General features: G+C 72.5%; 22 protein-coding genes and 1 riboswitch. Of the genes, 11 read left to right on the top strand and 11 right to left on the bottom strand.

Annotated elements, in window-relative coordinates; all coding sequences use genetic code 11:
• Nucleotides 1-45 precede the first annotated feature (45 nt).
• From amaP to ABZT17_RS13545, 5 genes are read right to left on the bottom strand one after another with little or no spacing between them, the layout of a single operon-like run.
• On the bottom strand, nucleotides 46-624 hold the full coding sequence (gene amaP, locus ABZT17_RS13565) for an alkaline shock response membrane anchor protein AmaP (RefSeq protein WP_356347764.1): 579 nt from the start codon (nucleotides 622-624) through the stop codon (nucleotides 46-48).
• A 4-nt stretch (nucleotides 625-628) separates the two neighbouring features.
• Nucleotides 629-1270 (bottom strand): DUF6286 domain-containing protein, encoded by a 642-nt coding sequence (locus ABZT17_RS13560; RefSeq protein WP_356347762.1) that lies wholly within the window; start codon nucleotides 1268-1270, stop codon nucleotides 629-631.
• Complete coding sequence (locus ABZT17_RS13555; protein ID WP_356347760.1) at nucleotides 1267-1686, bottom strand: hypothetical protein; 420 nt, start codon at nucleotides 1684-1686, stop codon at nucleotides 1267-1269. Before ABZT17_RS13555 ends, ABZT17_RS13560 begins: the two co-directional genes overlap by 4 nt.
• A gap of 5 nt (nucleotides 1687-1691) precedes the next feature.
• Complete coding sequence (locus tag ABZT17_RS13550) at nucleotides 1692-1877, bottom strand: hypothetical protein (protein WP_356347758.1); 186 nt, start codon at nucleotides 1875-1877, stop codon at nucleotides 1692-1694.
• A gap of 37 nt (nucleotides 1878-1914) precedes the next feature.
• Complete coding sequence (locus ABZT17_RS13545) at nucleotides 1915-2415, bottom strand: Asp23/Gls24 family envelope stress response protein (RefSeq protein ID WP_356347756.1); 501 nt, start codon at nucleotides 2413-2415, stop codon at nucleotides 1915-1917.
• 88 nt (nucleotides 2416-2503) lie between these two features.
• Between ABZT17_RS13545 and ABZT17_RS13540 the strand changes: the two genes are divergently transcribed.
• Nucleotides 2504-3217: a nucleopolyhedrovirus P10 family protein gene (locus tag ABZT17_RS13540; RefSeq protein WP_356347753.1), complete on the top strand. Its 714-nt coding sequence runs from the start codon at nucleotides 2504-2506 to the stop codon at nucleotides 3215-3217.
• Nucleotides 3218-3236: 19 nt separating this feature from the next.
• Here ABZT17_RS13540 and ABZT17_RS13535 read toward each other — a convergent pair whose 3' ends face one another.
• The 6 genes from ABZT17_RS13535 to ABZT17_RS13510 form a co-directional block, all read right to left on the bottom strand.
• Nucleotides 3237-4040, bottom strand: a complete 804-nt coding sequence (locus tag ABZT17_RS13535; protein WP_356347751.1) for an enoyl-CoA hydratase/isomerase family protein — start codon at nucleotides 4038-4040, stop codon at nucleotides 3237-3239.
• 124 nt (nucleotides 4041-4164) lie between these two features.
• On the bottom strand, nucleotides 4165-4386 hold the full coding sequence (locus tag ABZT17_RS13530; protein ID WP_004002281.1) for a helix-turn-helix domain-containing protein: 222 nt from the start codon (nucleotides 4384-4386) through the stop codon (nucleotides 4165-4167).
• Between the two features lie 335 nt (nucleotides 4387-4721).
• A complete protein-coding gene (locus tag ABZT17_RS13525; protein ID WP_356347748.1) occupies nucleotides 4722-6320 on the bottom strand; it encodes an ABC-F family ATP-binding cassette domain-containing protein in 1599 nt (532 codons plus the stop codon).
• A gap of 148 nt (nucleotides 6321-6468) precedes the next feature.
• Nucleotides 6469-7875 (bottom strand): hypothetical protein, encoded by a 1407-nt coding sequence (locus ABZT17_RS13520; protein WP_356347746.1) that lies wholly within the window; start codon nucleotides 7873-7875, stop codon nucleotides 6469-6471.
• Nucleotides 7876-8047: 172 nt separating this feature from the next.
• A complete protein-coding gene (locus ABZT17_RS13515) occupies nucleotides 8048-9166 on the bottom strand; it encodes an alpha/beta fold hydrolase (protein WP_356347743.1) in 1119 nt (372 codons plus the stop codon).
• A gap of 61 nt (nucleotides 9167-9227) precedes the next feature.
• Nucleotides 9228-9959: a class II aldolase/adducin family protein gene (locus ABZT17_RS13510; RefSeq protein WP_356347741.1), complete on the bottom strand. Its 732-nt coding sequence runs from the start codon at nucleotides 9957-9959 to the stop codon at nucleotides 9228-9230.
• Between the two features lie 196 nt (nucleotides 9960-10155).
• Between ABZT17_RS13510 and ABZT17_RS13505 the strand changes: the two genes are divergently transcribed.
• The 10 genes from ABZT17_RS13505 (at nucleotide 10156) to cobI (ending at nucleotide 23766) form a co-directional block, all read left to right on the top strand.
• On the top strand, nucleotides 10156-10905 hold the full coding sequence (locus ABZT17_RS13505; protein WP_356347738.1) for a lysozyme: 750 nt from the start codon (nucleotides 10156-10158) through the stop codon (nucleotides 10903-10905).
• A gap of 98 nt (nucleotides 10906-11003) precedes the next feature.
• Nucleotides 11004-12257 (top strand): inorganic phosphate transporter, encoded by a 1254-nt coding sequence (locus tag ABZT17_RS13500; protein WP_356347736.1) that lies wholly within the window; start codon nucleotides 11004-11006, stop codon nucleotides 12255-12257.
• Between the two features lie 27 nt (nucleotides 12258-12284).
• Nucleotides 12285-12512 carry a hypothetical protein gene (locus ABZT17_RS13495; protein ID WP_356347734.1) on the top strand — a complete coding sequence of 76 codons (228 nt, stop codon included), beginning with the start codon at nucleotides 12285-12287 and terminating at the stop codon, nucleotides 12510-12512.
• Between the two features lie 126 nt (nucleotides 12513-12638).
• Nucleotides 12639-12779: riboswitch (cobalamin riboswitch) on the top strand.
• A 100-nt stretch (nucleotides 12780-12879) separates the two neighbouring features.
• Complete coding sequence (locus ABZT17_RS13490; RefSeq protein WP_356347731.1) at nucleotides 12880-13821, top strand: cobalamin biosynthesis protein; 942 nt, start codon at nucleotides 12880-12882, stop codon at nucleotides 13819-13821.
• Nucleotides 13818-15329, top strand: a complete 1512-nt coding sequence (locus tag ABZT17_RS13485; RefSeq protein ID WP_356347729.1) for a cobyric acid synthase — start codon at nucleotides 13818-13820, stop codon at nucleotides 15327-15329. The genes ABZT17_RS13490 and ABZT17_RS13485 overlap by 4 nt, the downstream gene beginning before the upstream one ends.
• Nucleotides 15326-18997, top strand: coding sequence for a cobaltochelatase subunit CobN (gene cobN, locus ABZT17_RS13480; protein ID WP_356347726.1), 3672 nt, complete (start codon nucleotides 15326-15328; stop codon nucleotides 18995-18997). Before ABZT17_RS13485 ends, cobN begins: the two co-directional genes overlap by 4 nt.
• A complete protein-coding gene (locus ABZT17_RS13475; protein WP_356347724.1) occupies nucleotides 18994-20994 on the top strand; it encodes a putative cobaltochelatase in 2001 nt (666 codons plus the stop codon). Before cobN ends, ABZT17_RS13475 begins: the two co-directional genes overlap by 4 nt.
• A complete protein-coding gene (gene cobO / locus ABZT17_RS13470) occupies nucleotides 20994-21593 on the top strand; it encodes a cob(I)yrinic acid a,c-diamide adenosyltransferase (RefSeq protein WP_356347722.1) in 600 nt (199 codons plus the stop codon). Before ABZT17_RS13475 ends, cobO begins: the two co-directional genes overlap by 1 nt.
• Nucleotides 21587-23014: a cobyrinate a,c-diamide synthase gene (locus tag ABZT17_RS13465; RefSeq protein WP_356347720.1), complete on the top strand. Its 1428-nt coding sequence runs from the start codon at nucleotides 21587-21589 to the stop codon at nucleotides 23012-23014. The genes cobO and ABZT17_RS13465 overlap by 7 nt, the downstream gene beginning before the upstream one ends.
• Nucleotides 23011-23766: a precorrin-2 C(20)-methyltransferase gene (gene cobI, locus ABZT17_RS13460; RefSeq protein ID WP_356347718.1), complete on the top strand. Its 756-nt coding sequence runs from the start codon at nucleotides 23011-23013 to the stop codon at nucleotides 23764-23766. The genes ABZT17_RS13465 and cobI overlap by 4 nt, the downstream gene beginning before the upstream one ends.
• The last annotated feature ends 9 nt before the right edge of the window (nucleotides 23767-23775 follow it).

Here is a 23775-nt window from a genome sequence, read left to right as displayed (position 1 = left end):
GGATGAGTGGGTGTCTCACGCAGTTCCGCGCACCCCCGAAAAACCTCAACTCACCCTTTCCTGGCGGTGCTTGACCGCCCTCATGCGGACCTCGGCCGGCATTTTCTCCAGGCCCGCCGAATTGCGGGCGTGGGTCAGGGCCTGAACCGCCAGGTGGTGCAGGGCTGTCGCGGGGTCCACATGGGGTTCCAGGAGCAGCTGGACCCTCGCCCCAGGAGCCGTGCGGGTGCCGGTCAGATGGGCCTGGGCCTGGGCCACGCCGTGCAACCCGCTCGCCTCGTCGGCCAGTACCGTCTCCAGGGCCCTGCCCCGCAGCAGTGCGCCCTCGCCGTCCCCCGTGTCCACCAGCACCTCGGTGAGGCGGCGACGGCGCAGGACCGTGGTCAGCCACCACAGGGTGAGCAGGACCAGGACGGCCAGGGCCGCGATGACCGCCGGCCACCACCAGGTGTGGTCCTGCCACTTGGTGCGCTCGGCGTCGGTCAGCAGGACGTCGGGGCGCCCCTGGTGGATCCACCAGGACGGGGCCGGGGCCCCCAGGCCGACGGCGAGGACCGAGCCGCCGAGCGCCAGCAGGACGAGGCCCACCAGGCCGATCAGTACGCGGTTGACGATGCGGAGCATGCCGTCACCCCTTTCGGCCGGGCCGGCGGACATGGACCGACAGCGCGGGTGGGTGGGACAGGCCCAGGCCCCTGATCGCCTCGTCCAGCGTCGCGTTCAGATCGGCCCGTACGTCGCCCAGTTCGCGGAAGTGGCTGACGGCCCGGACGTCGGCGTGGGCGCGGCGCACCCGGACCCGCACCGACTGGACGCCGGCCACCTCCATGGCGCGGTCGCGCAGGATCAGGGCGGCGGCGTCGCGGTGCAGACCGGCGCGGACGTCGTCGTACGGGCGGCGCATCGGCAGGACGGCACGGAGGCCGGGCGTGGCGGCCAGGAGCAGGAGCCAGAGGCCGAGGACGGCCGCGACCGCCGCGCCCACCAGGACCCAGGTGTCGTCCAGAGGGCGGGTGGCGAGCTGGTGGGCGAGGCCGCGGCGCCAGGCCATCGCGGGACGGTGGGCCCGTACCGCCGCGATGTCGTAGAGGAACAGGGCGGTGACGGCCAGGAGCAGCAGCGCCACCACGGCCGCGGGGACGCGGCGCGGGGACCAGAAGCGGCCCTCTCGGCCGGCCTCGTGCTCCGGCGCCGGTGGCGGCTCGTACTCCGCCTTCTCCATGACCGGCAGTCGTTGTGTGGTGCCCTCTGAGCCCTGGGGCTCGCTCATCGCGTCCTCCCCTGTGCCGCGCCGTGCGCCGGAGTCAGATGCAGCCGCTCCACGTGGACGGCGACCTCCGGCACCTCCATGCCCACCAACGCGCCTACCCGCGAAGCGACATGTCGACGCACATCCGCGCAGCGGGCGCCGATGTCGGTGGGGTAGTCGAGTTCGAGGTGGAGGCGGACATGGGCCGCGTGGACGGGGGTCCCCCCGGGCGCGCCGGGTGGGGAGTGGGGGCGGACCACGACCGTGGCGCGTGGGGCCGCCGTCTCTGGAGACTGGTCGGTGAGGCGTTCGCGGGCCGCCTGGCCGGCGATCTTCGCCACGACCCGGTCGGCGATCCTGGTCGCCCCGCGCTCGGCCGGGACCACGGCGGTCCGGGGTCTGCCGAGCTCACCCACGCCTTCGTCCACCGAGGTCATCGAGGTCACCGCCGACGGTCGTCACGCGAGCGGAAGAAGTCGCCGAGGTCCAGGTCCCCCTCCAGGAACCGGCCGACGACGAATCCGATGGCGCCCAGGGCGGCCACCAGCAGGAAGGCCGGGAACCCGCCGAAATAGCCGGCGAAACCCAGGGCCATCCCGGCGATCATGCCGACCACGGCCATGCTCATCGTGCGCTCCCCTCAGCGGTGCGGTCTCGGCTGCCGGTCACTGGATCCTGGGCTCCGGCTCCTCGTCCTCCTCCTCCGGCAGCTTCACATCGCTCACGGCGATGTTGACCTCGACGACCTCGAGACCGGTCATCCGCTCCACCGCCGCGATCACGTTCTCCCGCACGGCGCGGGCCACGTCGGCGATCGAGACGCCGTAGTCGACGACGATCTCCAGGTCCAGTGCCGTCTGGACCTCGCCGACCTCGGCCTTCACCCCGCGGGTCACCGACTTGGAGCCGCCGGGCACCCGGTCGCGCACCGCCCCGAAGGTGCGGCTGAGCCCGCTGCCCAGGGCGTGCACACCGAGCACGTCCCGTGCGGCCAGCCCGGCGATCTTCTCCACGACCCCGTCGGCGATCGTCGTACGGCCCCGGGTCCCCGGGTCTCCCCCACCCCGCCGGGTCACCTGCGCCTTGCGTGTCCCGGGGGTCTCGGGCATCTCCCTCTCGACTCCCGGGGCCCTCGTCCGGTTCTGTTCCGTCGTGTTGTCGGTCATCGCCGTACGTCCCTTTCGGTTCGTCGTCCTGTGACCAAGGTAAGTGGGGTTGCGCCGTGGCGCGCCGGGGATGCGGCAGGCTGGAGGAATGACGGCGGACGGATGGGCGCAGGGCGTACGGCACCGGCTGGGACTGGGCAGGCTTCTGCCCCTGGGCGGTCCGGGCGACGGCGCGTGGATCACCGAGGAGGCGGCGGAGGCGGTGCTGCGGCGGGCGGTCGGGGAACTCGGCCCGCTGCTCCGGCTGGACGCGCTCCGGATCGCCCTCGCCGACCCCGAGGACGCGCCCGGTCCCGCGGTACCGCCACCGCCGGGCGCCGTACCGCCGGGGCCGCTGCGGGTGACGGCCGAGTTCGCGGCCACGGCGGCTCAGCCGCTGCCGGTGACGGCCGCGCTGCTGCGCACGACGCTGGCGGCCACGGCGACGGAGCGGATCGGGCTGGCGGTGGACGAGGTCGACCTGCGGGTGACGGCACTGCTGGACGAGGACCCGGACCCCCTCGAGGTACGCCCGCCCGAACCGCCGCCGGCCGCCGAGCCCGCCGACGGGGACGAGGCGCGCGCCGCGTCCGCCGCGCTGCTCGTGCCGGGGGTCGCCCGTCTCACCCGCGGCCTCGGACGTCCGGTGCACATCGAGGAGCGCGAACAGGACGGCGCCCTGCCGCACCGCCACGCCCGGGTGGAGATCGCGGTGCTGGCGGACCACCGCCCCGTGGAAGTGGCCCGCGAGGTCCGGGCGGTGGTCGCCGGGACCCTGCCGGGTCACCCGACGGTGGCGGTAGTGGTGACCGGGGCCTGCTGACCGCCCGACCGCCCGGGGCTCACTCGCCGAGGCCGGCCAGGTCCCGCAGCCGCCTCGCCTGGGCGGCGCGTTCGGCGGCGCGCTGATCGTCGTAGGAACGGCCCTGGGCGCCACGGATCAGTGCCTTGGTCTCGATGACGGCGTCCCGGGGCGCGGCCAGGATCGCGCTCGCCAGGTCCTTCACGGCACCGTCGAGCTGGTCGGCGGGGACGGCGAGGTTGGCGAGGCCGGTGCTGACGGCCTCCTCGGCGAGGACCGCGCGGCCGGTGAGGCAGATCTCGAGCGCGCGGGCGTAGCCGACCAGGCCGACCAGCGGGTGCGTGCCGGTCAGGTCCGGGACCAGGCCCAGGCTGGTCTCGCGCATGGCGAACTGCACGTCGTCGGCGACGACGCGCAGGTCACAGGCGAGGGCCAGCTGGAAACCGGCTCCGATGGCATGGCCCTGGACGGCGGCGATGGACACCAGGTCGCTCCGTCGCCACCAGGTGAAGCCGTCCTGGAATCCGGCGATGCTCGCGTCGAGTTCACCGTCGCTGCTGCGCGCGAGATCGATGAACGTCGGCTCGCCCTCGATTCCCTCGGGCGTGAACATCTGCCGGTCGAGGCCGGCGGAGAAGGACTGCCCCTCGGCACGCAGCACGACAACCCGGACGGAGCCCGGCAGGACCCGCCCGGCCTCGGCGAGCGCACGCCACATGGCGGGGCTCTGCGCGTTGCGCTTGGCCGGGTTGGTCAGGGTCACCGTGGCGATCGCGTCGTCGACGGTGAGCCGTACGCCGTCCTTGTCGAGTACGGGACCGAGGTCCTTGTCGGGCGTGGCCATGGGGCGCCTCCGATGAGTGCGGTCAGCAGAGCGGTTCGGAACCAGCTATGTGACTGCACAGTAACCACCCGGCCGGTCGGCTGACCGACCGGGTGGCCACCATCGAAGCCGATGGGCCGCCCGGTCAGGACGAGGCGGCCTTCTTGCCCCGTGTCGCACCGCCACGCCCACGGAGCGTGACGCCCGACTCGCTGAGCATCCGGTGCACGAAGCCATACGAGCGGCCGGTTTCCTCGGCCAGTGCCCGAATGCTCGCACCGGAGTCGTACTTCTTCTTCAGGTCTGCCGCGAGCTTGTCGCGCGCGGCGCCGGTCACCCGGCTGCCCTTCTTCAGAGTCTCGGCCACCCGTGCCTCCTCATGGGAAGTGCGCTCTGGTCCCCTCATGATCACCCCTCCAGGCCTTCATGGCCACCCATTCGGCAAGGTCCGTGAGACAGGGTTTTGACGACAGGAGCGCATCCCCACAAGCGGAATCTGTAATTCCACCATGCGCTGTTCGTACCGCCGAACGGGTTCCTTTGTGAAGTGGCAGGTCAGCGACGTACGACGGCCGAGCCCTTGTCGATAAAGGACTCGGCCGTGAAATGGATGTAGGACACACGACGGTACGAGGAGATCTCACACAGATGGTGGATCACCGATCGGCCGAATGATCCATACGCCGTTGATCACGCATTCGATCAAGCGAGGGCGACGAGATCCGCGTAGTCGGAGCCCCACAGGTCCTCGACGCCGTCGGGCAGCAGGATGATCCGCTCGGGCTGGAGCGCCTCGACGGCGCCCTCGTCGTGGGTGACCAGGACGACGGCGCCCTTGTAGGTGCGCAGGGCGCCGAGGATCTCCTCACGGCTGGCCGGGTCGAGGTTGTTGGTGGGCTCGTCGAGCAGCAGGACGTTCGCCGAGGAGACGACCAGGGTGGCGAGGGCGAGGCGGGTCTTCTCTCCGCCGGAGAGAACTCCGGCGGGCTTGTCGACGTCGTCGCCGGAGAACAGGAACGAGCCGAGCACCTTGCGGACCTCGACCAGGTCCATGTCGGGGGCCGCGGACCGCATGTTCTCCAGGACCGTGCGGTCGGCGTCGAGGGTCTCGTGCTCCTGGGCGTAGTAGCCGAGCTTGAGGCCGTGGCCGGGCACGACACCGCCGGTGTCCGGCTGCTCGACGCCCGCGAGAAGCCGGAGCAGGGTGGTCTTGCCGGCGCCGTTGAGGCCGAGGATGACGACCCGGGAGCCCTTGTCGATGGCCAGGTCGACGTCGGTGAAGATCTCCAGCGAGCCGTACGACTTCGACAGGCCCTCCGCCGTCAGCGGGGTCTTGCCGCAGGGCGCGGGCTCCGGGAAGCGGAGCTTGGCGACCTTGTCCTGCATCCGCACCGCGTCCAGGCCGGCGAGGAGCTTGTCGGCCCGCTTGGCCATGTTCTGCGCGGCGACCGTCTTGGTGGCCTTGGCGCGCATCTTGTCGGCCTGCGAGTGCAGGGCCGCGGCCTTCTTCTCGGCGTTCTGCCGCTCGCGCCTGCGGCGCTTCTCGTCGGCCTCGCGCTGCTGCTGGTAGAGCTTCCAGCCCATGTTGTAGATGTCGATCTGGGCGCGGTTGGCGTCCAGGTAGAACACCTTGTTGACGACCGTCTCGACGAGGTCGACGTCGTGGGAGATCACGATGAAGCCACCGCGGTAGGTCTTCAGGTAGTCCCGCAGCCAGATGATCGAGTCCGCGTCGAGGTGGTTCGTCGGCTCGTCGAGCAGCAGCGTGTCGGCGTCCGAGAACAGGATGCGGGCCAGTTCGATACGGCGGCGCTGACCGCCGGAGAGCGTGTGCAGCGGCTGGCCGAGCACCCGGTCGGGCAGATTGAGCGCGGCGGCGATGGTGGCGGCCTCGGCCTCGGCGGCGTACCCGCCCTTGGTGAGGAACTCGGTCTCCTGGCGCTCGTACTGCTTGAGGGCCTTCTCGCGGGTGGCGCCCTGGCCGTTCGCGATGCGCTGCTCGTTCTCGCGCATCTTGCGGATCAGTACGTCGAGGCCGCGCGCGGAGAGGACGCGGTCGCGGGCGAGGACGTCCAGGTCGCCGGTGCGGGGGTCCTGCGGGAGGTAGCCGACCTCGCCGGAACGGGTGATGGTGCCGGCCGCGGGGATGCCCTCGCCGGCCAGGCACTTGGTGAGGGTGGTCTTGCCGGCGCCGTTGCGCCCGACCAGACCGATGCGGTCGCCCTTGGCGACCCGGAAGTTGGCGGACTCGATGAGGACTCGGGCGCCGGCGCGCAGCTCGATACCGGAGGCGGAGATCACGGACAGACTCCAGGGCGGACGGGGGGTTGACGGATGGGCGGCTGAGGACGTTCCCGCCGTCTAATGCGCGAGGAGAATGGCCATGGGCCAAGTCTAACGGGGCCGTGCAAGCGCATTTTCTACGTCCGGGTGTTCGTTACGGCACTTCTCAGTTCCCTCCGGTGTGCACCTGGAAGGCGGCACGGCGCACGGCCTTGGCGAGGGCCGGGTCGGGGTGGGCGGCGGCGAGGGCGACCAGGACCTGCACGGTACGGGGGTGGCCGACGGCGCGGACCTCGTCGAGAAGCATCGGGACCGTGGGCTGCACGGCCGACTCCAGGTGGCGTACGAGCATCGGGGACTCGCCGTGGTCGGCGACGGCGGCCGCGGTGTCGACCCAGAGCCAGGTGGCCTCCTCGCGGGTGAGGACCTCGTGGGCGTCCTCGGGGTCGATGCCGTCGTGCTCGGCCAGCCAGAGCAGCGCGTACGGCCGCAGGGTGGGCTCGTCGGCCACGGCGCGTACGTCGGGCTCGGCGGGGGCGCCGACCACGCGCAGCGCCTCGAAGGCGAGGCCGCGCAGCAGGGCGTCGTCGCCCCGGGCCGCGTCGATCAGCTCGGTGACGGCGCTGCCGACCGTGCGGGCGGCGAGCCAGGCGCGGTACTCGGCGCGGGCCGCGTTCGGGCGCAGCTGGGCGCAGCCGCGGAGCATCTCCTCGGCGACGGCCTCGATGTTGCCGGCGGGGCTCTGGGCGGCCACGCAGATCTGCTCCAGCTTGACCCACACCGCCCAGCTGCCGAGCGGGGTGAGCGTGGCCTGCGCGGCGTCGTAGGTGAGGGCGCCGACGGAGGCGAGGGCGTGCAGGGCCCATTCCAGGAGCGGCGCGAGGGGGGCGAGCGGGGTGTCGGCGGCGGGCTGCGGCACCGGCTCGGGCTGCGGGCCGTAGGGGATCTCGCAGCGTTCGGTGCGCAGTTCGGTGACGCGCTGCTCCAGGAGGTCCAGGAGCTGTTCCACCGGGACCGGGCCGGCGGACAGCTGGAGGAAGGAGAGCACCTGCGGCATGGCCGAGACGACCTCGGCGACGGCGGCGGGCTCGTGGTCCGCGGGCTCGGGGTGGGCGAGCGACCAGGCGTCGAAGAGGGCGACCCAGCCGCGCAGTACGGCGCTGTCGTCGCGGTCCCAGGCGCGCAGCCGCCAGCCGGGGCGGGCGCTGTCGCCGTGCACCTCGACGAGGCCGGCCAGGCGGGCGGTGTCCCAGTCGGAGCGGACCTGAGCGGCGGTCAGACCGAGGTCGCCTGCCGCGCGTTCGGCGGTCGCGTCGGAGAGGGTGGCCTTGCCGTCGGCTGTCGCCGCGTCACCGCCCGGGCCGAGGGCCGTGTCCGCCCAGTGGGCGACGCGGGCCGCGGCGGCCAGACCGGAGCGAGCCATTCTGGCCAGTTCCGCGGGTGCGGGTGTGCCCTCCGGAGGGCGGGGCGCGGGGCGGCGTGGGCGCCGCTGGTTCACAGCTGAGGGGGCGGCGGCCAGGGGTCGCGGGCGGACGAGTCGAAGCCTGGAGTCGCGCGGGATACGGGACGTCACGGGTGCAGTCTTCCGGTTGACGGTCCGAAAACCCAAACGGAAGGTCACGGCGGGCGACGGGGATGGCCAACGCCGGGGCCCCGCCGGGGGCCGAGCGCCGGGATCAGGCCAGCGGTTCAACGTGAAACGGAACCGTGGGGACCGGGACCGGAGGGGTCGCGTCAGGGGGTGCTCACATCAGGGGGGTGAGGAAGCGGCGCAGTGCCTCCTCGTAGGAGTCCGGGTCGGCGTTCCACATGGCCGCGTGGGGGGCCTGGCGGACGGTGTGGAGGGCGACCAGGTGGGGGTGGGCGGCGGCCAGGCGGCGGGAGTGGGCCCAGGGGGCCAGGGTGTCGTCGGGGCCGTGGAGGATCAGGGTCGGGACGGTGAGGCTCGCCGTCCCGGCGGTGTGGCCGGTGTCCAGGCCCGTGCGGCCCTGCACCGCCCGTACCGCGAGCGGGAGGAGGGCGCCCGGGGTGCGGCGGGCGGCGGCGAGGGCGCGCAGGGTGGTCGGCCAGTCGAGGACGGGCGAGTCCAGGATCAGACCGCGGACCCGGTCGCGGACGCCGGAGTGCGCGGCGGCGCGCAGCGCCATGGTGGCGCCGGTGGACCAGCCGTACAGCACGACGCGCTCGGCGCCGTAGCGCACCGCGTAGCGGATCGCGGCGTCCAGGTCGCGCCACTCGGTCTCGCCCAGGTGGTTCAGGCCGTCCGAGGGGCGGGGGGCGCCGAGGTCGCCGCGGTAGGCGAGGTCGAGCACCGGGAAGCGCTGGCGGTGCAGGAACTCCATGACGTTCATGGGGTGTTCGCGGGTGGCGCCGATGCCGTGCGCCGTGATCACCCAGGTGGGCCGCACGCCGGGGACGAACCAGGCGGGCAGGGAGCCCAGTTCGCCGGGGATGTCGATGTCGGCGTGGTCGAGGCCGAGGGCGGTGCTCGGGTTGCCCACGTGCACGTTCGGGGTGAGCCAGACCTTGTCGCCGGGATCCAGGGTGCCGTGTGTGACGCGTTCCAGACGGCGTACGACGGTGTCTGCGGAGTGGGTCGCGCCGGGCAGGACGGGCCCGACGACCGCGTGGCTCGCGTCGCCGGCGAGGCCGTAGGTGCCGGGGCGCAGGGCGGCGAGGTCGCGGGTGAGGGCGATCTGGCCGGCCGCCGTGGCGTGCACGGTGAGACGGGGTTCGGTGGGCAGCGGGCTGCCCGGTGGCGCCTTCAGCGCGGCGCCGCTGGCGAAGCGGCCGGCGGCCACGGAGGCCGCGCCGGCGGCGAGGGCTACGGTGACGGCCGCGGCCGTTGCTTTGACGGTGCGCACCCGTCCAGTGTCCTGTCCGACCCCGCTCGGGGCCAGCGGAGGGCCGGGACGGACCCCCGCCTCAACCCCGCTGCCCGTAGCCCCTCAGTTTGTCCGCCGCCTCTGTGAGCTGGTGGGAGGAGAGCAGGGCCGGGGTCAGGCCCGGTACCGAGGATGCCGTCAGCCACAGGTGGCACATCCACTCCAGTTGGGCCGTGCGGTCGTAGGCCTGGGGCAGGGTGGTGCCGTAGGACATCGTGCCGTGGTTCTGGAGGAGACAGGCCGTGCGGCCGGTGAGGGCGCGGAGCATGTTCTCGGCCAACTCGTCGGTGCCGTAGGTCGCATAAGGGGCGACTCGGACGGGGCCGCCGAGGGCACCGGCCATGTAGTGGATCGCCGGGAGCTCGGCGACGAGGGTCGAGACGGCCGTCGCGTGCACGGCGTGGGTGTGGACCACGGCGCCCGCGTCGGTCGAGCGGTAGACGGCGAGGTGCATCGGGAGCTCACTGGTCGGGATCAGGGTGCCCAGGACCTGCCGGCCGTCGAGGCCGACGCCCGTGATGTCGCCCGGGGCGAGGCGGTCGTAGGGCACTCCCGACGGCGTGACCAGGACGGTGTCGCCGACGCGTACGGAGACATTGCCGGAGGTGCCGACGACCAGACCGTCCGAGACGGTGCGGCGGGCGGTTTCCACCAGCTCCGCCCAGGCCCGCTCCTCCTCGGGGAGCGCACGCCTCCCCCTCCCTTCGGGCACATCCCGCACGCCCTCCCGGGCACCCCGCTCGTCACCCTGTTCGCGCCGCAGCTCAGCCATGCCGCGATCCTGCCAAACGCGCCCCCAAGTCGCCTGCGGGCCGGGGCACTTTAGAGCGGAAGCCGCACCTCCGAAAGGTTACGAACATGGATATATCGCCTTGTCATCGTGATTGGCCGGAGATCGGTCGGCATTCGTAGATCTTCCAGTAATCTCCCCGTGTTTTGTCGTGCACGTCGCCATTCCGGGGGGAAACATGGCCCGTGATCGCAAACCGTTCCGCCGCCGCACCCGCGCCGTCGCGGTCCTCGTGGCGGCGATGACCGTCGGAGGCACCGCGGCCACCGAACTGCCGGCGTCCGCCGCGAGCCTGCCGAAAGGACACGACGTCTCCTCGCACCAGAAGAACGTCGACTGGCCGGACGCGAAGGCGAAGGGCGCCAGGTTCGTCTACGTCAAGGCGACCGAGTCCGTCGACTACGCCAGCCCGTACTTCACCCAGCAGTACGACGGCGCCCGCCACGCCGGCATCATCCGCGGGGCGTACCACTTCGCCCTGCCGGACAAGTCGTCGGGCCGGGCGCAGGCGGCGTACTTCGTGAGCCACGGCGGAGGCTGGAAGGCGGACGGCTGGACGCTGCCGCCGGCCCTCGACATCGAATACAACCCGTACGACAAGAAGCACGGCTGCTACGGCATCCGCAAGGCGAGCATGGTCGGCTGGATCCGTTCGTTCAGCGACGAGGTGAGGCGGCTCACCGGCCGCCGTCCGGTGATCTACACGACCGCCCACTGGTGGAACACCTGCACCGGCGGCAGCCGCGCCTTCGCCGCCGACCACGCGCTGTGGATCGCCCGGCACGGCTCGGCGGACGCGGGGGCGCTGCCGAGCGGCTGGTCGTTCTGGACTTTCTGGCAGTACGGCAACAGCGGCAGCCTGCCGGGTGATCAGAATCTCTTCAACGGCTCGCAGGCCCGGCTGCGGAAGTTCGCGCGAGGCTACTGACGAGTCTGGACACCCTGAAGCCCCTCTCAGTTCATCTTCCGTTTACCCAGGTTGCCTACGGTCAACCGACCGATGACTTCGAACGATTGCCTGGGTAAATGGAAAACTTCTCGCTGATCCTCGCGATAGTGGTAATAACCGCTCTCGCGTTCGATTTCACGAACGGTTTCCACGACACCGCCAACGCGATGGCCACGACCATCTCGACCGGCGCACTCAAGCCCAAGGTCGCGGTGGCCATGTCCGCCGCGCTGAACCTGCTGGGCGCCTTTCTCTCCGTGGAGGTCGCCAACACGATCTCCAAGGGTCTCGTCGACGAGACCGGCATCCGTCCCGAGGTCATCTTCGCCGCGTTGGTGGGCGCGATCCTCTGGAACCTGCTGACCTGGCTGGTGGGCCTGCCCTCCAGCTCCTCGCACGCCCTGATGGGCGGTCTGATCGGCGCCACCATCGCCTCGGCCGGCACGGGTGCCGTCCACGGCGACGTCCTCGTCACCAAGGTGCTCATCCCGGCGCTGGCCGCCCCGGTCGTGGCGGGCCTCGCCGCGATGCTGGCGACCCGCCTGTCCTACGTCCTCGGCAGGAAGGCCCACGGCAAGGCGGCCGACAAGGGCTTCCGCGTCGGCCAGATCGCCTCGGCCGGCCTGGTCTCGCTGGCCCACGGCACGAACGACGCGCAGAAGACCATGGGCATCATCACCCTCGCCCTGGTCGCCGGCGGCGCCGTCGCCCCCGACTCGGACCCGCCCACCTGGGTCATCCTCTCCGCCGGTCTCGCCATCGCGCTCGGCACCTGGCTCGGCGGCTGGCGCATCATCCGCACGATGGGCAAGGGCCTGACCGAACTCCAGCCGCAGCAGGGCTTCGCCGCCCAGACCAGCGCGGCCACGGTCATCCTCGCCTCCTCGCACCTCGGCTTCTCCCTCTCCACCACCCACTCGGTCTCCGGTTCGGTGATGGGCGCGGGCCTGGGCCGCAAGGGCGGGGTGGTCCGCTGGTCGACGGCGACCCGGATGCTGGTCGCCTGGGTCCTCACCCTCCCCGCCGCCGCCCTGGTCGGTGCGGGCGCCGAGTCGGTCACCGACCTCGGCGACTGGGGCACGGGTGTGGTCGCGGTCTTCCTGATCGCCTCCAGCGCCGCGATCTGGAAGGTCTCCCGCCGCGAGGTCGTAGACGCGTCCAACGTCAACGACACCGAGGAGCCGCCCGGGGTCGTCACCACGGCGATCGCCGCCGTGACCCCGCCCCCCGCGGGCACGGTCACCGAGGACCTGACGGCCACGATCCCCGCCCCCGCTCCCGTCGCCCCCACCACCGGCACGGAGTCGGCCGCCCCGCCGGCCACCGTCTGAGCCCCGGTACGAAGGAAGAGAAGCAGCATGAAGATCGACTGGGCAGCTCTGGGCTCCGTCTTCGGCGTCAGCCTCGTGGTCACCGTGGGCCTCGTCGCCCTGTTCACCCTGGGCATCATGGGCCTGTCCCGCCGCGAACGGGCGGTGGCCGAGGGCGACTCGGCGCCCCTCGCGGTGGCGGGCGCCTACGTGGCGTTCGCGGGATGCGCGGCGGCGGTGGCGTACGGAATCTCCCTGATCATGAACAAGGCCTGAACCTCATCCGCACCTGGTGCCGGGACGGTGATCCGTCCCGGCACCACGCGTTTACGTGACCACGGCGACCACCTGTGTGTGGGCCTCAGCACACTCTCCCGTCGCAGGTCAACGGCAAGTTGACGGGTCTTCCAACACCGTGGTGGACTGCCGGAGCCATTTACGGCGGCAAGGGAGGAAGCCGGTGCGAGTCCGGCGCGGTCCCGCCACTGTCACCGGGGTAGCCATCCCCGGGAGCCAGGAACTCCCACCGCCGGTCTCGTCGAACCAGGGCGCGGACACCCTGAGTGAGGACATGTCGCCATGCCAGCCTGCCACTTGAGGCACAGCACCGGACCGTTGACCGACCCCACGGCAGGCTGAGCCGATGCGTGCCGATCGCGTCTTCGCGTACGGCGCCGCCGCCGGCCTCCTCGGTGACCGTCTCCTCGGCGATCCGCGCCGCGGACATCCGGTCGCCGTGTTCGGGCGGGCCGCGGGCGCCGTGGAGCGAGCGCTGTGGCGGGACCACCGCGGATGGGGCGCGCTGCACACCGCCGTGTGCGTGGGCGCCGCCGCGGGCCTCGGCGCCGTCGCGGCTTCGGTCGTACGACCCTCCCGTACCGCCTCCGTCGCGCTGACCGCCGCCGCCACCTGGGCCGTTGTCGGCGGCACCTCGCTCGCGCGCGAGGCCCGCGCCATCGGGCGTGCCCTGGAGGCGGGGGACGTCGAGGGGGCACGGGCGCGGCTGCCGCACCTGTGCGGACGCGATCCGCAGGCACTGGACGCGGACGGGATCGCACGGGCCGTCGTGGAGTCCGTCGCCGAGAACACCTCCGACGCGGTCGTGGGAGCGCTGGTGTGGGGCGCCGTGGGTGGTGTGCCGGGGCTGCTCGGCTTCCGGGCGGTGAACACGCTGGACGCGATGGTCGGGCACAAGTCGGCCCGGTACCGGCGCTACGGATGGGCCTCGGCGCGGCTGGACGACGTCGCCGGGTGGCCGGGGGCCCGGTTGACCGCCGTCCTCGCCACGGTCGCGGGCGGTGACCCCCGAGGGGCGGTACGGGCCTGGCGCGTGGACGCCGGCAAACACCCGAGCCCCAACGCCGGGCCCGTGGAGGCGTCGTTCGCGGGCGCGTTGGGCGTACGGCTGGGCGGAACCCTGTCGTACGGGGGGCGGGTCGAGCACCGGCCCGTGCTGAACACCGAGGGACGCGCCGTCGCCGTACCCGACATCGAACGAGCCGTACGGCTCTCCGGGCGCGTCGGTCTGCTGGCGCTCGGCGTCAGCGCCGCCGCGCGGCTCGCAGTGAAGGGACGCAGGTCATGAGCGGTGGTGGTCTTCTCGTCGCCGGTACCACCTCCGACGCCGGCAAGAGTGTCGTCACCGCCGGGATCTGCCGGTGGCTGGTGCGGCAGGGCGTCAAGGTGGCGCCCTTCAAGGCGCAGAACATGTCCCTCAACTCGTTCGTGACGCGCGAGGGCGCCGAGATCGGGCGGGCGCAGGCCATGCAGGCCCAGGCGTGCCGGATCGAGCCGACCGCGCTGATGAATCCCGTGCTGCTCAAGCCCGGCAGCGAGCAGAGCAGCCAGGTCGTGCTGATGGGCAGGCCGGTCGGCGAGCTCAGCGCGCGGGGGTATCACGGCGGGCGGCAGCGGAAGTTGCTCGGGACCGTGCTCGACTGTCTCGCCGAGTTGCGGGGCACGTATGACGCAGTGATCTGTGAAGGGGCGGGTTCCCCCGCCGAGATCAACCTGCGGCGGACCGACATCGTGAACATGGGGATCGCCCGAAACGCGCGGCTTCCCGTGCTCGTCGTCGGTGACATCGACCGCGGCGGGGTCTTCGCCTCCTTCTTCGGGACCGTCGCCCTGCTCTCGTCCGAGGACCAGGAGCTGGTCGCCGGGTTCCTCGTCAACAAGTTCCGGGGGGACGTCGGCCTTCTGGAGCCCGGGCTCGACATGCTGCACGGGCTCACCGGGCGGCGGACGTACGGCGTTCTGCCGTTCCAACACGGGCTGGGCATCGACGAGGAGGACGGGCTGCGGGTCTCGCTTCGGGGCACCGTCCGCGAGTCGAACACCGCCCCGCCCGTCGGCGAGGACGTGCTGCGGGTCGCCGTGTGCGCGATCCCGCTGATGTCCAACTTCACGGACGTGGACGCCCTCGCCGCCGAACCGGGCGTCGTCGTGCGGTTCGTGGACCGGCCGGAGGAACTGGCCGACGCGGACCTGGTGGTGATTCCCGGGACCCGGGGGACCGTCCGGGCGCTGGAGTGGCTGCGGGAGCGGGGGCTCGCGCAGGCGCTGGTGCGCCGGGCGGCCGAGGGGCGGCCCGTGCTGGGCATCTGCGGTGGCTTCCAGGTCCTCGGTGAGCGCATCGAGGACGACGTCGAGTCGCGCGCGGGGCAGGTCGAGGCCCTCGGCGTGCTCCCCGTCCGGGTGCGGTTCGCCCGGGAGAAGACCCTCACCCGGCCGGTGGGCGAGGCCCTCGGCGAGCGGGTCGAGGGGTACGAGATCCATCACGGCGTCGCCTCGGTATCCGACGGGGAGGCCTTCCTCGACGGGTGCCGCGTCGGTCAGACCTGGGGCACCCACTGGCACGGTTCGCTGGAGTCGGACGGCTTCCGGCGGGCGTTTCTGCGCGAGGTGGCGGCCGCCGCGGGCCGCCGGTTCGTGCCGGCCGAGGACACGTCGTTCGCCGCGCTGCGCGAGGAGCAGCTCGACCGGCTCGGCGATCTGATCGAACAGCACGCGGACACGGACGCGCTGTGGCGGCTCATCGAGTCGGGCGCGCCGCAAGGACTGCCTTTCATTCCACCGGGAGCGCCCGCATGAGCACAGTGTTGTTGTTGTCGACCGCCGACACGGATCTGCTGGCCGCCCGGGCCGCGTCCGGCGCCGACTACCGGATCGGCAACCCGATGCGGGTGGACGTGGAGCGGGAGCTGCCCGGTCTCCTCGACGGCGCGGACATCGCCGTCGTACGGCTGCTCGGCGGCAAGCGCGCCTGGGAGGGCGGGCTGGCCGCGCTGAAGGCGTCGGGTGTGCCGACCGTGCTGCTGGGCGGCGAGGCCGTGCCGGACGCGGAGTTGATGGCGGAGTCGTCCGTGCCGGCGGGTGTGGTGGCGGAGGCGCTCAGGTATCTCGTCGAGGGCGGGTCCGCGAACCTCGTGGAGCTCGCGCGGTTCCTGTCCGACACCGTGCTGCTGACCGGTGAGGGGTTCGTCGAACCGCAGAAGATGCCCGAGTACGGGGTGCGCGGTGAGCGGGAGTTCGTCGAGGGACGGCCGACCGTCGGGGTGCTCTTCTACCGGGCCCATGAACTGAGCGGCAACACCGCCTTCGTGGACACCCTGTGCGACGCGATCGAGGCACGGGGCGCCAACGCCCTGCCCGTGTACTGCGGTTCTCTGCGCGGTGCGGACGCCGGGCTGTACGAGATCCTCGGCCGGGCCGACGCCCTGGTCGCCACCGTCCTCGCCGCCGGCGGCACCCACGCCTCGCAGGCCTCGGCCGGCGGTGACGAGGAGGCGTGGGACATCGGGGCGCTGGCCGACCTCGACATCCCTGTGCTGCAAGGCCTCTGCCTCACCTCCTCGTACGCCGCCTGGGACGGGTCGGACGCCGCGCTGTCCCCCATGGACGCGGCGATGCAGGTCGCGATCCCGGAGTTCGACGGGCGGCTGATCACCGTGCCGTTCAGCTTCAAGGAGCAGGGACCGGACGATGTGCCGGTGTACGTCGCCGACCCGGAGCGGGCCGCGCGGGTCGCCGGCATCGCCGTACGGCACGCGCGGCTCGGGTACAAGGCGAACGCCGAGAAGAGGCTGGCGCTGGTCTTCACCGCGTACCCGACCAAGCACTCCCGGGTCGGCAACGCGGTGGGCCTGGACACACCGGCTTCGGCGGTGCGGGTGCTGGACGCGCTGCGGGACGCCGGGTACGTCGTCGAAGGGCATCCCGACAACGGTGACGAGCTGATCCACCGGCTCATCAACGCCGGTGGGCACGACGTGGAGTGGCTCACCGAGGAGCAGCTGGCCGCCGCGCCCGCGCGGGTGCCGCTGGCTGACTACCGGGCCTGGTTCGACACACTCGACCCCGGGCTGCGGGAGGGGATGCTGGAGGCATGGGGTGAGCCGCCGGGCTCGCTCTACGTCGACGGGGACGACATCGTGCTGGCCTCCCTCCAGTTCGGGAACGTCGTCGTGATGATCCAGCCGCCGCGCGGCTTCGGGGAGAACCCGATCGCGATCTACCACGACCCCGACATGCCGCCGTCCCACCACTACATGGCCGCGTACCGCTGGCTGGAGGCTGCGACATCGGAGGGGGGCTTCGGCGCCGACGCGATCGTCCACATGGGCAAGCACGGCACGATGGAATGGCTGCCGGGCAAGGGACTCGGGCTGAGTGGGGGTTGCGCTCCGGACGCCGTTCTCGGTGAACTGCCGCTGATCTACCCGTTCATCGTCAACGACCCCGGCGAGGGCACCCAGGCCAAGCGGCGTGGGCACGCCACGGTCGTCGACCACCTCGTGCCGCCCATGGCCCGCGCGGACACCTACGGCGACCTGGCGAAGCTGGAGCAGCTGCTCGACGAGTACGCGCTCGTCTCCGACCTGGACCCGACCAAGGCGCCTGCCGTGCGCGCGCAGATCTGGACGCTGGTCAAGGCGGCGGAGCTGCACCACGACCTGCATGTCGACGAGCAGCCGGACGACGGTGACTTCGACGAGTTCGTCATGCACATCGACGGCTATCTGTGCGAGATCAAGGACGTGCAGATCCGGGACGGCCTGCACATTCTGGGTGGCGGTCCGGTCGGTGAGCCGCGCGTCAACCTGGTGCTCGCGGTGCTGCGCGCCTCGCAGGTGTGGGGCGGGCAGGCGAACGCGCTGCCGGGGCTCAGGGCCGCGCTGGCCGCTCATTTCGGGCTGGTGGAGAAGGAGTTGCTCGCCGAGCCGGGTGCCCCGGTGAAGCTGCCGGTGGAGCTGACGGATCTGGTCGAGGGGCCGTCGCGGTCGGCCGCCGACGCGATCGATCTGCTGGAGCAGCTGTGCCGGCGGTTCGCGGAGGGCATGGAGGAGCGCGGCTGGGCCGCCGGTGAGAGCGGTGCTCTCGTCCGTGAGGTGATGGGCGCCGAACTCCCGGACGCGGTCGCGGTGCTGGAGTTCGCCTGCACCGAGGTCGTCCCGCGGCTCGCCCGTACCACCGACGAGATCGACCACATCCTCAAGGCGCTGAACGGCGGTTACGTCCCGGCGGGCCCGTCCGGCTCGCCGACGCGCGGGCTGGTCAACGTCCTGCCGACCGGCCGGAACTTCTACTCCGTGGACCCCAAGGCCATTCCGTCCAGGCTGAGTTGGGAGGTCGGCCAGTCGCTGGCCGACTCGCTGGTGCAGCGGTATCTGCAGGACACCGGCGAGTACCCGAGGTCGGTCGGCCTGACGGTCTGGGGCACCTCCGCGATGCGCACCCAGGGCGACGACATCGCCGAGATCCTGGCGCTGCTGGGCTGCCGCCCGGTGTGGGACGACGCCTCGCGGCGGGTGACCGGTTTCGAGGTGGTCCCCCTGGCGGAGCTGGGGCGTCCGCGCATCGACGTCACCGTCCGGATCTCCGGCTTCTTCCGGGACGCGTTCCCGCACGTCGTCGGCCTCATCGACGACGCCGTCCGCGAGGTCGCCGAGCTGGACGAGCCCGCCGACCGCAACTTCGTCCGCGCCCACGCCGACGAGGACACCGCCGAGCACGGCGACCGGCGGCGCGCGACGGCCCGTGTCTTCGGCTCCAAGCCAGGGGCCTACGGCGCCGGACTGCTGCCGCTGATCGACGCCCGCAACTGGCGCTCCGACGCCGACCTCGCCGAGGTGTACGCGGTGTGGGGCGGCTACGCCTACGGGCGCGGGCTCGACGGGCGGGCGGCACGCGGGGACATGGAGACGGCGTTCAAGCGGATCGCCGTGGCCGCCAAGAACGTCGACACCCGCGAGCACGACCTCGTCGACGCGGACGACTACTTCCAGTACCACGGCGGCATGGTCGCCATGGTCCGCCATCTGACCGGCGCCAGCCCGGAGGCGTACGTCGGCGACTCGGCCGTGCCCGACCAGATCAGGACCCGGACCCTGGGCGAGGAGACGCACCGCGTGTTCCGCGCGCGGGTCGTGAACCCCCGCTGGATGGCGGCCATGCGCCGGCACGGCTACAAGGGCGCCTTCGAGATGGCGGCGACCGTGGACTACCTGTTCGGGTACGACGCCACGGCCGGGGTCGTAGACGACTGGATGTACGAGAAGCTCAGCGCCGAGTACGTCTTCGCCCCGGAGAACCGGGAGTTCATGAAGCAGTCCAACCCCTGGGCGCTGCGGGGGATCACCGAACGGCTCCTGGAGGCGGCCGAGCGCGGCCTGTGGGCCGAGCCGGACGCGGACACCCTGGAACGGCTGCGGGCCACCTACCTGGAGCTCGAAGGCGACCTGGAGGGCGACGACCAGTGACCACCCCCTTTCCCTTCACGGCCGTGGTCGGCCAGGACGACCTGCGGCTCGCGCTGCTGCTGAACGCCGTCTCCCCGGCGGTCGGCGGTGTGCTGGTACGCGGTGAGAAGGGCACCGCCAAGTCGACGGCGGTACGGGCCCTTTCGGCGCTGCTGCCCGAGGTGGCCGTCGTGCCCGGCTGCCGTTTCTCCTGCGACCCGGCCGCGCCGGACCCGTCCTGCCCGGACGGACCGCACGAGGCGGGGACCGGTGGCCGGCGTCCCGCCCGTATGGTCGAGCTGCCGGTCGGCGCCTCCGAGGACCGGCTGGTGGGCGCCCTGGACATCGAGCGGGCCCTGGCGGAGGGCGTGAAGGCCTTCGAGCCCGGGCTCCTCGCCGACGCGCACCGCGGGATCCTGTACGTGGACGAGGTGAACCTCCTCCACGACCACCTCGTCGACCTGCTGCTGGACGCGGCCGCGATGGGCGCCTCCTATGTGGAGCGCGAGGGCGTGTCCGTGCGGCACGCCGCCCGCTTCCTCCTGGTGGGGACCATGAACCCCGAAGAGGGCGAGCTGCGGCCGCAGTTGCTCGACCGGTTCGGACTGACCGTGGAGGTCGCGGCCTCACGGGAGCCGGACCAGCGGGTGGAGGTGGTCCGGCGCAGGCTGGCGTACGACGACGATCCGGCCGCCTTCGCGGCCCGTTGGGCGGACGAGGAGGCCTCCGTACGGCAACGGATCGTGGCCGCACGGGAGTTGTTGCCGTCGGTGCGGCTGGGCGACGGGGCGCTCCGGCAGATCGCGGCGACCTGCGCCGCCTTCGAGGTGGACGGTATGCGGGCCGACATCGTGATGGCGCGGACGGCCACCGCGCTGGCCGCCTGGGCCGGGCGGACCGAGGTGCTCGCGGAGGACGTGCGGCAGGCGGCGCTGCTCGCGCTGCCGCATCGGCGCCGGCGCAATCCCTTCGACGCGCCGGGACTCGACGAGGACAAGCTGGACGAGACGCTGGAGGAGTTCGGCGGGCCCGAGGACGACGATCCGGGTCCCGACAGGGGGCCCGGTGGAGGCGGCGGGCAGCCGAACCCTGACAGTGGTCCGCAGGGCGATGACACGGGCGCTCGGCCCGAGGCCGGAGAGGGCGGAGAACCGCAGGCCTCCGGTGCGGGCTCTGGCGAGCAGTCCGCCGTACGGGCTGCCGAGCCGTTCCGGACCAAGGCGCTGAGCGTGCCCGGGATCGGTGAGGGAGCCGCGGGGCGGCGTTCCCGGGCGCGGACGGAGCACGGGCGGACCACGGGGGCGCGCAGGCCGCGAGGGGCGCTCACCAAACTGCACCTGGCGGCCACCGTGCTGGCGGCGGCGCCGCATCAGCGGGCGCGCGGGCGGTCGGGCCGTGGGCTGGTGGTACGGCGGGACGATCTGCGGCAGGCGACCCGGGAGGGGCGCGAGGGAAACCTGGTGCTGTTCGTGGTCGACGCCTCCGGGTCGATGGCGGCCCGGCAGCGGATGAGCGCGGTGAAGGGTGCCGTGCTGTCGCTGCTGCTGGACGCGTATCAGCGGCGGGACAAGGTGGGGCTGGTGACGTTCCGGGGGGCGGCCGGCGAGGTGGTGCTGCCGCCGACCTCGTCCGTGGACGCGGCGGCGGCCCGGCTGGAGTCGTTGCCCACGGGTGGGCGGACTCCGCTGGCGGCCGGGCTGCTCAAGGCTCATGAGGTGCTTCGGATCGAGCGGTTGCGGGATCCCGCGCGGCGGGCGCTGGTCGTCGTGGTGACCGACGGACGGGCCACCGGTGGGCCCGAGCCCGTGGCGCTCGCGGGACGGGCGGCCCGGTTGTTCGCCGCCGAGGGGGTCGCGTCGGTGGTCGTGGACTGTGAGTCGGGGCCGGTGCGGCTGGGGCTCGCCGGACAGCTCGCGGGTGAGCTGTCCGGTACGGCGGTGACGCTCGACGAGCTGCGGGCGGACTCGATCGCCGGACTGGTCAGGGATGTGCAGGGGACTTCGAGGAGGGCCGCGTAATGCCGCAGGGGCAGCCGAGTGTCGTACCGGACGATGGACTGACGACTCGTCAGCGGCGCAACCGTCCGCTGGTCGTCGTGCACACCGGGATCGGGAAGGGCAAGTCGACCGCCGCCTTCGGGCTGGCCCTGCGGGCCTGGAACCAGGGGTGGCCGATCGGAGTGTTCCAGTTCGTCAAGTCCGCGAAGTGGAAGGTCGGCGAGGAGAACGCGCTGCGGGTCCTCGGGGCATCCGGGGAGGGCGGGAGCGTCGACTGGCACAAGATGGGCGAGGGGTGGTCCTGGGTCCAGCGGGACGAGCAGCTGGACAACGAGGAGAAGGCCCGGGAGGGCTGGGCGCAGGTCAAGCGTGACCTGGCCGCCGAGACCTACAGGCTGTACGTGCTCGACGAGTTCGCCTACCCGATGCACTGGGGGTGGGTGGACACCGACGAGGTCGTCTCCGTGCTGCGTGACCGGCCCGGCACCCAGCATGTCGTGATCACCGGACGCAACGCGCCCGAGAAGCTGGTCGACTTCGCGGACCTGGTGACCGACATGTCCAAGGTGAAGCATCCGATGGACGCCGGGCAGAAGGGGCAGAGGGGCATCGAGTGGTGATGTCCTCGTCCGGTTCCGTCCCCCGGCTGGTCATCGCCGCGCCCTCCTCGGGCAGCGGCAAGACCACCGTCGCCACGGGGTTGATGGCCGCGTTCGCCGCGCGGGGGCTTGCCGTGTCCCCGCACAAGGTGGGGCCGGACTACATCGATCCCGGGTATCACGCGCTCGCGAGCGGGCGGGTGGGACGGAACCTCGACGCGTATCTGTGCGGACCGGAGTTGGTGGCTCCGTTGTTCCTGCACGGCGCGCGGGGCTGCGATGTCGCGGTCGTCGAGGGCGTGATGGGGATGTACGACGGTGCCGCGGGCGAGGGTGAACTGGCGTCCACGGCGCAGGTGGCGAAGCTGCTGCGGGCGCCGGTGGTGCTGGTGGTGGACGCCTCGTCGCAGTCCCGGTCGGTGGCGGCGCTGGTGCACGGGTTCGCGTCCTGGGATCCGCGGGTGCGGGTCGGGGGCGTGATCCTGAACAAGGTGGCGTCGGACCGGCACGAGGAGCTGCTGCGGGAGGCGTTGGAGGCGGCCGGGGTGCCGGTGCTGGGGGTGCTGCGGCGGGCTCCGCAGGTGGACACGCCGTCCCGGCACCTGGGGCTGGTGCCGGTCGCCGAGCGGCATGCCGCCGCCGTGGAGGCCGTGGGGGCGATGGCGGCGCAGGTGGCCGCCGGGTGTGATCTCGAGGCGCTGATGGGCTTGGCGCGGAGTGCGGGAGCGTTGTCCTGTGCGGCGTGGGACGCGGCTGAGGCCCTGGGGGCTGCGCCCCCAGACCCCCATCGGCCCCCAGACCCCCATCGGCCCTCCGGGCCTCGTCCTCAAACGCCGGACGGGCTGAAAATTGCCGTTGCCGGTGGGCAGGCATTCACGTTCTCCTACGCCGAGCATGCCGAGCTGCTCACCGCCGCCGGTGCGGAGGTCGTGCCCTTCGACCCGCTCAGGGACGAGCAACTGCCCGACGGGACACGCGGGTTGGTCATCGGGGGTGGGTTTCCCGAGGTGTACGCCGCCGAGCTGTCCGCCAACGAGGCTCTGCGCAAGGCCGTCGGTGAACTCGCCCTCGGCGGGGCGCCCGTCGCCGCCGAGTGTGCCGGACTGCTGTATCTGTGCCGGGAGTTGGACGGGCGGCCCATGTGCGGGGTGCTGGACGCGAGCGCGCGGATGTCGGAGCGGCTCACGCTCGGGTACCGGGACGCCGTCGCCGTGAGTGACAGTGTGCTGGGCGTCGCGGGGACGCGGATGCGGGGGCACGAGTTTCACCGGACCGTCGTCGAGCCGGGGGCGGGGGCGGCTCCCGCCTGGGGCGTGCGCGCCCCTGACCGGCGGGTCGAGGGTTTCGTACAACAGGGTGTGCACGCGAGTTATCTGCACACGCACTGGGCGTCCGAGCCCGGTGCGGCCCGTCGGTTCGTGGAGAGGTGCCGGACGTCATGAGCAACAGCAGCAGGCTGATCGGGGTGGGCGTCGGGCCCGGCGATCCGGAGCTGGTGACCGTCAAGGGCGTCAACGCCCTGCGGGCCGCCGATGTCGTCGTGGTGCCGGTGATGGCCGCGTCCGACGGAAAGGACGGCGGTGAGCCGGGGCGGGCCGAGGCGACCGTGCTGCACTACGTGCCCGAGGACAAGGTCGTCCGGGTCGTGTTCGCGCTCAACGAGCGCAGTGACCGGGGGCGGCGGGAGGCCGCCTGGGACGCGGCCGGGGAGCGGGTGGCCCGGCTGCTGGGCGAGCACGGGAGCGTCGCCTTCGCGACCATCGGTGATCCGAACGTGTACTCGACGTTCACCTATCTCGCGCAGACCATCGCCGAGCTGGTGCCGGGGACCGTCGTGGAGACGGTGCCGGGCATCACGGCCATGCAGGACCTCGCCGCGCGCTCGGGTGCCGTGCTGACGGAGGGGACCGAGCCGCTCACCCTCGTCCCCGTCACCGCGGGGGCCGCCGTGCTCAAGGACGCGCTCAACGGGCCCGGTACCGTCGTCGCCTACAAGTTCGGACGGCAGGCCGCCGAGGTCGCCGAGGCGCTGCGGGAGACCGGGCGGATCGGTGACGCGGTGTGGGGGTCGGCGCTCGGGCTGGAGAGCGAGTTCATTCGGCCGGCCGACGAGCTCGACGGCGGCCCGCTGCCGTATCTCTCGACGCTCATCGCGCCCGCGCGGCGGGACGGCCGGCGGGGCGGGAAGTTGTGAGCGGCGGCG

This window comes from Streptomyces sp. NPDC005648, assembly GCF_040605395.1.
In the GTDB taxonomy this organism is placed as follows: domain Bacteria; phylum Actinomycetota; class Actinomycetes; order Streptomycetales; family Streptomycetaceae; genus Streptomyces.
This window is presented reverse-complemented; position numbering and strand designations above follow the sequence as displayed.

Bases quoted from the DNA above. Each gene is read 5' to 3' on its own strand.
- amaP (WP_356347764.1), bottom strand. From the start codon at position 624: ATGCTCCGCATCGTCAACCGCGTACTGATCGGCCTGGTGGGCCTCGTC.
- ABZT17_RS13560 (WP_356347762.1), bottom strand. From the start codon at position 1,270: ATGAGCGAGCCCCAGGGCTCAGAGGGCACCACACAACGACTGCCGGTC.
- ABZT17_RS13555 (WP_356347760.1), bottom strand. From the start codon at position 1,686: ATGACCTCGGTGGACGAAGGCGTGGGTGAGCTCGGCAGACCCCGGACC.
- ABZT17_RS13550 (WP_356347758.1), bottom strand. From the start codon at position 1,877: ATGAGCATGGCCGTGGTCGGCATGATCGCCGGGATGGCCCTGGGTTTC.
- ABZT17_RS13545 (WP_356347756.1), bottom strand. From the start codon at position 2,415: ATGACCGACAACACGACGGAACAGAACCGGACGAGGGCCCCGGGAGTC.
- ABZT17_RS13540 (WP_356347753.1), top strand. From the start codon at position 2,504: ATGACGGCGGACGGATGGGCGCAGGGCGTACGGCACCGGCTGGGACTG.
- ABZT17_RS13535 (WP_356347751.1), bottom strand. From the start codon at position 4,040: ATGGCCACGCCCGACAAGGACCTCGGTCCCGTACTCGACAAGGACGGC.
- ABZT17_RS13510 (WP_356347741.1), bottom strand. From the start codon at position 9,959: ATGGCTGAGCTGCGGCGCGAACAGGGTGACGAGCGGGGTGCCCGGGAG.
- ABZT17_RS13505 (WP_356347738.1), top strand. From the start codon at position 10,156: ATGGCCCGTGATCGCAAACCGTTCCGCCGCCGCACCCGCGCCGTCGCG.
- ABZT17_RS13500 (WP_356347736.1), top strand. From the start codon at position 11,004: ATGGAAAACTTCTCGCTGATCCTCGCGATAGTGGTAATAACCGCTCTC.
- ABZT17_RS13495 (WP_356347734.1), top strand. From the start codon at position 12,285: ATGAAGATCGACTGGGCAGCTCTGGGCTCCGTCTTCGGCGTCAGCCTC.
- ABZT17_RS13490 (WP_356347731.1), top strand. From the start codon at position 12,880: ATGCGTGCCGATCGCGTCTTCGCGTACGGCGCCGCCGCCGGCCTCCTC.
- ABZT17_RS13485 (WP_356347729.1), top strand. From the start codon at position 13,818: ATGAGCGGTGGTGGTCTTCTCGTCGCCGGTACCACCTCCGACGCCGGC.
- cobN (WP_356347726.1), top strand. From the start codon at position 15,326: ATGAGCACAGTGTTGTTGTTGTCGACCGCCGACACGGATCTGCTGGCC.
- cobO (WP_356347722.1), top strand. From the start codon at position 20,994: ATGCCGCAGGGGCAGCCGAGTGTCGTACCGGACGATGGACTGACGACT.
- cobI (WP_356347718.1), top strand. From the start codon at position 23,011: ATGAGCAACAGCAGCAGGCTGATCGGGGTGGGCGTCGGGCCCGGCGAT.